Here is a 9,368-nt window from a genome sequence, read left to right on the forward strand (position 1 = left end):
AAAATTTTATACGCAATTGCGTAAGTTTTGGATTATAGCGAAAAATCCTTTAGAAAATTTAAATTTCACTTAGACAAAATTTGCAATAAATTTACATTAAACTTAAAAAAATTTTAAAATTTATAATTAAATTATTAAAAATTGCATATAATCACATAAAGAAATTTTATTTCACTAAAGGAGTAAAGAATGAAAGGCAAAATTCTTGCATCAATTGTTGCTATGAGTGCGATTTTAGGCACAAGTAGCTTGGCATGCACTACCATTTTAGTAGGAGATAAAGCTTCAAATGACGGTTCCATGCTGGTTGCCAGGAGTGCAGACAGCAAGGCTGTAAAGGCACAAGTCTTTTTGATCCATCCAGCAAAAAAGAATCAAACTGGTATGCATAGCTCAAAAGCCCATGACGGCGCAAATGACTTTACATATCCACTTCCAAAAGATGGCATGAGATACACAACCATCGCAAATTCACACACAAAGCTTCATGGAGCAGTTGGCTACAACGAGGCAGGGGTTGGGCTAAGCGGCACTGAGACTATTTACGCAAAAGATGAGCTTTTAAAGATCGACCCATATAACGAAGAGAGTGGCATCACAGAAGATGACATCCCAGATGTGCTTTTGCCACGTATGAAGAGTGCAAAAGAAGGCGTTAAGCTTCTTGGCGAGATAGTGGAGACAAAGGGCGCTGGAGAGGGCTTTGGCGTGGTATTTATCGACGCAAATGAGCTTTGGTACTTTGAAACAGGCACAGGACACAAGTGGATCGCCACAAAGATCGCTCCAGATGAGTATTTCGTTACTGCGAACCAAGGCCGCCTTCAAAACTATAAAGAGAATGACCCAAATTTCATGGGCGCAAAAGATGTGATCAAATTTGCGATCGATAACAAGACTTATGACCCTGCAAAAGACGGAGAATTTAACTTCACAAAGGCCTATACAAGGGACGATGAGAGAGATATGACCTACAACTACCCACGTGTTTGCTGGGTGCAAAGCATGTTTAATCCAAGCTTAAAACAAGACTTTGCCGATGGTCAGAAATTTCCAGTATTTTTAAAACCAGAGAAAAAACTAGGCGTTGAAGATCTAAAAGCTGCGATGAGAGCCCACTACAACGGTACTGCGTTTGATAACTACTCTAGCAAAGATGAAGATAAGAAAAACGTTTACCGCGCTATAAGCGTCTTTAGAACATACGAGTCTCACGTTATGCAGGTGCGCCCTTGGCTACCAAAAGAGATCGGCCGTGTGACATACGTCGCTCTTGGTATGGCTGATCTTAGTGTTTATTTGCCGTATTACGAGGGGCTTGATGGCTTTATAAAAGGCTACTCAGATGGCTCATACGACGCTGATGATACTTCGATATACTGGGTTTATAGAAAGCTTCAAACCCTTGTGATGACTGACTATGAGAAGTATTCGCCAGTGGTTAAAGAGGCTTACGCTAAATTTGAAAAAGAGTTGGCGGTAAAACAGGCTAAATTTGAAGATGAATACGTCAAACTTTATAAAAAAGATAAGAAAAAAGCGGACAAACTCTTAAATGAATTTAGTCAAAAGACTATGCAAGAGGCCAAGGATTTAACTCAGGAGCTTACAAATAAGGTCTTTACTATGCTTACAGCTGATTTGGACGCTAAGCTAAAATCTTTAAATAAAGGTAAAAAAGACTAAAAACTTTGGGCGTGAAATTTAGTAGCGCCCATACTTTAAACAAAAATTTGGCAAAGAGCGTTTATAATGCCGGACAAAATTTATCTCAAAGGAAAAACGCTGATGCCTTGTCCCATGCATAAAGCTCATTAATCTCGGCAAAAAACATATCAGCGATTTTCAAAAATCACGCAAATTTTTAAATAATTTCACATTTTTTTACATTGAAATAAATCCATTTTTGCTAGCAGGTCCGCTGCATTGTAACTGCATTTTTAATAGCAAAGCTAAGCAGTGTTTAAAATTTGGCAAGGATCTTTTTAGTAGAGCTTTTTATAAATTTTACTTTAGTTTAAGAAGAAGCGGGTGTCATCCGCCGTGTTTTGGGTGACCCAGACTTGTGCGCAGCACAACAACATTGAACATGCTGGGGGTTTGGGTCGCAGGGATAAGGGGGGGGGCGGTTTCGTAATTCTAGTCCCCTTGTACCTGCATAAAAATATTCAAGATTGCTGTGCAGGGTACAGATTTAATTAAAAAAAGAAATTTAAAAAGGATAAAAATGATAAAAAGTTATGTTTTAGGTTTTCCAAGAATTGGAGAAAAAAGAGAGTTAAAGCGCGCATTAGAGGGCTTTTGGGCTGGTAAAGAGGGCTTTAGTGAAGAGAATTTACAAGAGACTGCAAAATCGCTTCGCCAAAGACACTGGAAATACCAACAAGACGCTGGCATTTCGGCTATTAGTGTTAATGATTTTTCATTTTACGACCTAATGCTTGATAACATCATCGCTTTTGGCGCTACGCCTCCAAGATTTGCAAATTTAAGCGGCTCGGAGCAATATTTTGCTTGCTCAAGAGGCAACAAAAATGGCGTTGCGATGGAGATGACAAAGTGGTTTAACACAAACTACCACTACATCGTGCCAGAGCTTAGCAGCGAGAGTAAATTTAGCCTAAAAGCGGACAAAATTTTAAATGAATATAAAGAGGCGAAGGCTAATGGAGTAAAAGGCAAGGTAAATTTGATCGGCCCTATCACATTTTTGGCCCTTTCAAAGACGACTGACGGCAGCTGCCCACTTAAACACCTTGACGTACTTGTAGGCGAGTACAAAAAGCTACTTGAGCAAATTTCTAAGCTTGATGATGAAATTTTAGTGCAGTTTGACGAGCCGATCTTTGTAACTGACAAAAACGAAAGCGACCTTTTGCCACTTATCACAAAGGTTTATAATGAGCTAACAGGCGTTGCAAACAACATCAAGATCGTGTTTGCGACATATTTTGAACATGCGATCAAGGCAGTTAGCGAAGTGGCTAAAACTAAAATTTATGGCATCGCACTTGACTTCATCCACGGCAAGAGAAATTTTGAAGCACTTGAGACTATCAAAAATAGCCATTTGACGCTATTTGCAGGCGTGATCGACGGCAGAAATATCTGGAAAAGCAACATCGATGAAAAAGTAAAACTTGTTCGTGAAATTTCAGAAAAAATAGGCGGCAAAGACTTTTACATTGGCACTTCATGCTCGCTTCTACATGTGCCATACACTCTAAAATATGAAGAGAATTTAAACCCTGAGATCAAAAGTTGGCTAAGCTTTGCGGTTGAGAAGCTTGATGAGATCAAGATCATCACAAAACTAGCAAATGGCGAGAAGCTTGATGAGAGCGAAACAAAAATTTACGAAGAGAACAAAAATGCTGTTAAAACTCGCGCTACTTCAAAGCTCATCCACTCTGAAAGCGTTCAAAATCGCGTTAAAAATTTAAGCAAATTTGAGCGTGACGAGAAATTTGAAGACCGCATCAAAATTCAACGTGAAACGCTAAAATACGGTATCTTGCCAACAACAACGATAGGTAGCTTTCCTCAAACGGTTGACCTTCGCGTACTTCGCCAAAATTTCAAAAAAGGCGAGATCGACGCAGCTGCTTATGAAGCTGGCATCAAAAAATATATCGATCATTGCGTGAAATTTCAAGAAGATATCGGCCTAGACGTGCTAGTACATGGTGAGCCAGAGAGAAACGACATGGTTGAGTACTTTGGCGAGCAGATCAGCGGATACGCATTTAGCCAAAATGGCTGGGTACAAAGCTACGGCAGCCGCTGCGTCAAGCCACCACTTCTCTTTGGTGACGTAAGCCGCCCAGAGCCGATGACTGTTAAGTGGATGAAATACGCTCAAAGCATCACAAAACACGTAATGAAGGGCATGCTAACAGGTCCTGTGACTATGCTAAACTGGAGCTTCGTGCGTGACGATCTGCCAAGAAGCGAGGTGGCAAAACAGCTCGCACTTTGTATATATGACGAGATCGCAGACCTTCAAAATGCTGGCATCAGAGTGATCCAAGTCGATGAGGCAGCGTTTAAAGAGGGCTATCCGCTAAGAGCTGAAAATATCCCAGCTTATGAGAAATTTGCGGTTGATTGCTTCAAGCTTTCAGTAAGCTCGGCTGAGGCAAAAACTCAGATCCACACGCATATGTGCTACTCTGAATTTAACGATATTATTAAGACTATCGAGGCAATGGATGCTGATGTTATCAGTATCGAGACCGCAAGAAGTGGCAACGAACTACTTAAAATTTTTAAAGCCGTTGGCTACAAACAAGAGGTCGGACCTGGCGTTTACGACATCCACAGCCCACGCGTGCCAAGTGTCGAAGAGATCGTCGCTCAGATCAAAGCTCTGCTTGAGGTCTTGCCAAAAGAGCAGCTCTGGATCAACCCAGACTGCGGCCTAAAAACTAGAAAATGGGAAGAGGTCGAGCCAAGCCTTAAAAACATGGTAGAAGCCGTCAAGATCGTAAGAGCTCTATAATCCAAATTTAGCGTCTAGCAAGCCTAGGCGCTAAACTCCGTTTAAATTTCAAAAAAAGTTAGAAAATGTTAAAAGATAAGATCATAAACAATGAAAGTGGTATAGTTCTTTACGGTCTAACACCTCCAAAGGCTGAATTTGATGAGGTGAAGCTTAAAGAGATTGCTACAAAATGGGACAAGAGGATCACAGATGTGCAGGCTGATGGCTTGGTGCTTTACGAGATCCAAGATGAAAGTAGCCGCATAAAAAGCGAGCGAACTTTTGAATTTAGCGATACATTAAGCCCTGAAATTTACTACTCAAAATACCTAAATTTAAAGACACCAAGTATATTTTATAGGGTTGCTAATAAATATAACGAGAGTGAATTTAGAGCAAATTTAGCCAAAAGTAGTAGCGATATAAATGTTTTTGTTGGCGTTGCTTCTGGCAAGATAGAGCCTAAAATGAGCTTAGAGCGTGCTTATGAGATCGCTAGAGATGAGTTTAAAGAGCTTGTAGTGGGCGGTGTTTGCATAGCTGAGAGGCATGCTAAAAAAGGCGATGAAGAGCAAAGGATGAGCCAAAAGGCCAAAATGGGGGCGAAATTTTTTATCTCGCAGGCAGTTTTTGATATAAATTTGGCTAAAAATTTACTAGAAAGCGTGGCAAAAAGCGGGTTAAATTTGCCTATTATTTTGACATTTACGACTTGTGGCACGCCAAAAACGCTAGAGTTTATCAAGTGGCTTGGCATAAGCGTTGATGAAAAGAGCGAGAAAAGGATGCTTCAGAGTAATAATTTTTTAGCCACGGCATCGCAAATTTGCCTTGAAAATTTCGTAGAGCTTTATGAATTTGCTAAAAAGCTTGGCATAAATGTTGGTGTCAATATAGAGAGCGTAATGGCAAAAAGAGCTGAGATAGAAGCGAGCCTAGAGCTAACGCATAAGATGAGAGAGGTGTTTTGATAGTTTAAAAGCTATCAAAACTTATATTTTATATGGTTTTAGTAAGTTCTTAGTCTTTTTTGGCTTTAATTATATAAGATTTTTAAGCTCATTTTAAAGTAGATAAAATTTATGACAAATATATTATTATGTGGTGGTTCTGGTACGAGGTTGTGGCCTATTAGCAGGACTTTAATGCCAAAACAATTTATTAAATTATTTGATGATAGGTCACTTTTTCAGCTAACTGCACTACGAAATAGTGAAATTTGTGACAATACATTCGTGATAACAAATATCGATCACTACTACTTGGCGATGGATCAGATAGAAAATTTAAATATCACAAATTTTAAATATCTGCTCGAGCCAGTTGGTAGAAATACTGCACCAGCGATCACGCTAGCTTGCCTTGCACTTGATCCAAATGAGATTGTTTTAGTAACCCCTTCAGATCATTTGATAAAAGAGATTAAAGTATATCACACAAGTGTAAAAGCTGCAAAGAAACTGGCAGAGCAAAATTTCTTGGTTACTTTTGGTATAAAGCCAAAGTCACCTGAGACAGGATTTGGATATATAGAGAGCTATAATGGTGATGTAAAGGCTTTTTATGAAAAGCCAGACTATGAAAGGGCGGTAAAATTTCTAAAAGATCAAAATTTCTACTGGAATTCAGGTATGTTTGTCTTTAAGGCAGGCGTTTTCTTGGATCAGATGAAAATTTTTGCTCCTGAGATACTTGAAGCATGCAAAGTAGCTTTTGACAACGCAAAAAAGGACAAATTTGATATTAAAATAGACACTACCGATATGCAAAATATCCCACAAAATAGCATAGATTATGCTGTAATGGAAAAGTCAGATATCGTAAAAATGGTAGCTTTAGATGCATCTTGGAGTGATCTTGGAAGCTTTGATAGTTTGGATGAGCAGCTGCCAAAAGATATCAATGGTAATACAATAAATAGTGATCTTTTACAGATAAATTCTCACAATAATCTAGTCCTATCTAGTGGCAAAAAAATAGCCTTAATAGATGTCGATGATCTAACTGTAGTTGATACAAAAGATGCTCTTTTAATATCTAAAAAATCGTCTAGCCAAAAAGTAAAAAATGTGGTGGAAATTTTAAAAGATGAGAGCTCTGAGCTTTGTAATGCCCATGTCACGACAAATAGACCATGGGGAAACTACACTGTTCTTGAAAATCAAGATGGTTATAAAATAAAGATAATAGAGGTAAAACCTGGCAAAAGGCTATCCTTACAAAAGCATTTTCATAGAAATGAGCACTGGATAGTACTATCAGGAAGTGCCACTGTGACGATAGGTGAGACAACTAGACTCATTTGTCCTAATGAGTCTATCTATATAAAAATGGGTGAAGTTCATAGGCTGTCTAATGAAGGAAAAATTCCTGTGGTTTTGATAGAAGCTCAGGTCGGTGAATATACAGGTGAAGATGATATAATTCGCCTAGACGATGATTTTAAAAGGTGATTTATGGATAAAAAAGTAGCGTTAATAACTGGTATAACTGGTCAAGATGGATCGTATCTGGCAGAATTTTTACTAAAAAAAGGCTATATAGTCCATGGTGTAAAAAGGCGAACAAGTCTTTTTAATACAGATAGAATAGATCATCTCTATCAAGATCCACACGTTGATAATAGAAACTTTTTCTTGCACTATGGCGATATGACGGACTCTATGAACTTAACAAGGATCATCCAAGAAGTACAGCCAGATGAAATTTATAACCTAGCTGCCATGAGCCATGTGCATGTTAGCTTTGAGACACCAGAATATGTCGCAAATGCTGATGGCACAGGCACTCTTAGATTGCTTGAAGCTATAAGGATATTAGGACTTGAGAAAAAGACTAAAATTTATCAAGCCTCTACATCTGAGCTTTACGGAAAAGTGCAAGAGACGCCGCAAAGCGAAACGACTCCATTTTATCCAAGAAGTCCTTATGCGGTCGCAAAGATGTATGCGTACTGGATAACGGTTAATTATAGAGAGGCTTATGGTATTTTTGCTTGTAATGGTATATTGTTTAATCACGAATCACCAGTTAGAGGTGAGACATTTGTAACTAGAAAGATCACAAGGGCAGCTAGTAAGATAGCGCTTGGGCTTCAAGACAAGCTTTATCTTGGAAATTTAGACGCTAAAAGAGACTGGGGTCATGCAAAAGACTATGTAAAGATGATGTGGATGATACTACAAGCTCCAGAGCCAGAAGACTGGGTGATAGCAACTGGACAAACAACAGCAGTTAGAGATTTTGTAAAATTTGCATTTGCTTATGCTGGCATAAATTTGAGATTTGAAGGGGCTGGCGTAAATGAGGTAGGAGTTGTGGATTTTCTAAATTTTGAAAAAGCAAAAGAGTTAAATTTAAATTTGTCCCACTTAAGTATCGGACAAACTGTGGTTTGCGTAGATCCAAGATATTTTAGGCCAACAGAGGTTGACTTACTGCTTGGAGATCCTAGTAAAGCAGAGAAAAAACTAGGCTGGAAGAGAGAATTTAACCTTCAAGATCTAGTAAACGATATGATGAAGTCGGACTTAAAGCTCATGACAAAAGATGTCTATCTAAAAGATGGCGGATATGAGACAATGAGCTATTTCGAGTAAGAAATGGATAAAAATAGCAAAATTTATATAGCAGGACACAGAGGACTGGTAGGCTCTGCTATAGTGAAAAATTTAAAATCAAAAGGCTATGAAAATATAATCACAAGAACTCATAGTGAGCTTGATCTAATGGATCAAAAAGCAGTTTATGAGTTTTTTGAAAAAGAAAAGCCTGAGTATGTGGTGCTAGCTGCTGCAAAGGTCGGCGGAATAGTGGCTAATAGCACGTATAGAGCTGATTTTATCTATGAAAATTTGCAAATTCAAAATAATGTGATCCATCAAAGCTATGTACATAAGGTAAAAAAACTACTATTTCTGGGAAGTACTTGTATATATCCTAAAAATGCTCCGCAACCAATGAGGGAGGAGGTGCTTTTGACATCTCCACTTGAATACACAAATGAGCCATATGCGATCGCTAAAATAGCCGGCATGAAGATGTGTGAGAGCTATAATTTACAGTACGGCACAAATTTTATATCTGTTATGCCTACAAATTTATATGGTCCAAACGACAACTTTGATCTAGAAACTTCGCATGTATTGCCAGCACTTATAAGAAAGATACACCTAGCAAAGCTTTTAAGCGAAGAAAAATTTGATGCAGTGGTAAAAGATCTAAAAGCAAAAGATATAAATGAGGCTATGGCTTATCTTGGTAAATTTGGTATTTCAAAAGATAGAGTAGAAATTTGGGGCACAGGAAAACCTAGGCGAGAGTTTCTATATTCAGAAGATATGGCCGATGCTTGCATATTTTTACTGGAAAATAGAGACTTTAAAGATACTTATGATAAAAATAGCAAAGAGATAAGAAATACGCATATAAATATAGGTACTGGCAAAGATATATCTATAAAAGAGCTAGCAAATTTGGTTAAAAATATAGTTGGCTTTAAAGGAGAGCTGTGCTTTAATGATAGCAAACCTGATGGCACGATGTTAAAACTAACGGACCCCTCTAAGCTCCACTCTCTTGGTTGGAAACATAAAGTAGAGCTTGAAGATGGAATAAAGATGCTTTATAAGTGGTATTAAAAAATAAAGAAAGTAATAAATGAAAAAAGTTTATGTAAGTATAATAGCTGATTTGGTACATGCCGGACATATTAAAATTTTAAAAGAAGCCGCAAAATACGGAGAAGTTACAGTTGGTCTTTTGACATTAAAAGCATGTGGTGAGTTAAATGATATTCCTTATTTAGATTATAATAAACGGAAAGAAGTTCTAGAAAATCTTTCTATGATAAAAAATATTGTTCCACAAGATAGTGCCAGTTATA

At 38.0% G+C, this 9,368-nt stretch carries 7 protein-coding genes; all 7 read left to right on the top strand.

Going from position 1 to position 9,368, the window contains the following annotated elements:
• Nucleotides 1–189 precede the first annotated feature (189 nt).
• Complete coding sequence (locus FZ949_RS05375) at nucleotides 190–1,686, top strand: C69 family dipeptidase (RefSeq protein WP_107953711.1); 1,497 nt, start codon at nucleotides 190–192, stop codon at nucleotides 1,684–1,686.
• 541 nt (nucleotides 1,687–2,227) lie between these two features.
• A complete protein-coding gene (gene metE / locus FZ949_RS05385) occupies nucleotides 2,228–4,501 on the top strand; it encodes a 5-methyltetrahydropteroyltriglutamate--homocysteine S-methyltransferase (protein ID WP_148790218.1) in 2,274 nt (757 codons plus the stop codon).
• A gap of 65 nt (nucleotides 4,502–4,566) precedes the next feature.
• The gene (locus FZ949_RS05390) at nucleotides 4,567–5,454 is read left to right on the top strand and encodes a DNA-binding protein (RefSeq protein WP_103579985.1); all 888 of its coding nucleotides are present in this window, start codon (nucleotides 4,567–4,569) and stop codon (nucleotides 5,452–5,454) included.
• 111 nt (nucleotides 5,455–5,565) lie between these two features.
• Nucleotides 5,566–6,936, top strand: a complete 1,371-nt coding sequence (locus FZ949_RS05395; protein ID WP_103579986.1) for a mannose-1-phosphate guanylyltransferase/mannose-6-phosphate isomerase — start codon at nucleotides 5,566–5,568, stop codon at nucleotides 6,934–6,936.
• Between the two features lie 3 nt (nucleotides 6,937–6,939).
• Complete coding sequence (gene gmd / locus FZ949_RS05400) at nucleotides 6,940–8,082, top strand: GDP-mannose 4,6-dehydratase (RefSeq protein ID WP_021090247.1); 1,143 nt, start codon at nucleotides 6,940–6,942, stop codon at nucleotides 8,080–8,082.
• A gap of 3 nt (nucleotides 8,083–8,085) precedes the next feature.
• Nucleotides 8,086–9,123, top strand: coding sequence for a GDP-L-fucose synthase family protein (locus FZ949_RS05405; protein ID WP_103579987.1), 1,038 nt, complete (start codon nucleotides 8,086–8,088; stop codon nucleotides 9,121–9,123).
• A 19-nt stretch (nucleotides 9,124–9,142) separates the two neighbouring features.
• On the top strand, nucleotides 9,143–9,368 hold a 226-nt coding region (locus FZ949_RS09300), incomplete at its 3' end, for an adenylyltransferase/cytidyltransferase family protein (RefSeq protein ID WP_187424716.1).

It is taken from the genome of Campylobacter concisus (assembly GCF_902460545.1).
GTDB lineage: Bacteria > Campylobacterota > Campylobacteria > Campylobacterales > Campylobacteraceae > Campylobacter_A > Campylobacter_A concisus_AE.